Consider the following 532-nt stretch of genomic DNA (forward strand, 5'->3'; position numbering starts at 1 on the left):
AAGCGAACGACGGGATTCGAACCCGCGACCCCAACCATGGCAAGGTTGTATTCTACCACTGAACTACGTTCGCAAGTAAAGACTTACTTATATGCCGACTACATGATTCGAACACGCGACCCTCTGATTACAAATCAGATGCTCTACCAACTGAGCTAAGTCGGCTATTGACTCTCAGTGAATCTTATTCACTTAGCCTCTCCATACTTTCGTATCACGGAATGCGGATGAAAGGACTTGAACCTTCACACCTTACGGCACTAGAACCTAAATCTAGCGTGTCTGCCAATTTCACCACATCCGCTTTGGATATGACCCGTGCGCGGTTCGAACGCGCGACCCTTTGATTAAAAGTCAAATGCTCTACCAACTGAGCTAACGAGTCTATTCTTATTCGTATTCCTACGAACGGTCCCGACGGGAATCGAACCCGTGATCTTCGCCGTGACAGGGCGACGTGATAACCGCTACACTACGAGACCTATTCATTTTAAGGTTGAACAACCTATGGGAGTTAACGGGATCGAACCGC

At 47.9% G+C, this 532-nt stretch carries 5 tRNA genes; all 5 read right to left on the reverse strand.

The window, feature by feature from the left end:
- Position 1: 1 nt before the first annotated feature.
- Positions 2–73, reverse strand: a tRNA-Gly gene (locus RT41_RS10230).
- 19 nt (positions 74–92) lie between these two features.
- Positions 93–165 (reverse strand) — tRNA-Thr (locus RT41_RS10235).
- 57 nt (positions 166–222) lie between these two features.
- A tRNA-Leu gene (locus tag RT41_RS10240) sits at positions 223–304 on the reverse strand.
- Between the two features lie 8 nt (positions 305–312).
- Positions 313–385, reverse strand: a tRNA-Lys gene (locus RT41_RS10245).
- A 24-nt stretch (positions 386–409) separates the two neighbouring features.
- Positions 410–482 (reverse strand) — tRNA-Asp (locus RT41_RS10250).
- Between the last annotated feature and the right edge of the window lie 50 nt (positions 483–532).

The organism is Lactococcus fujiensis JCM 16395 (assembly GCF_002441655.1).
Taxonomy (GTDB): domain Bacteria; phylum Bacillota; class Bacilli; order Lactobacillales; family Streptococcaceae; genus Lactococcus; species Lactococcus fujiensis.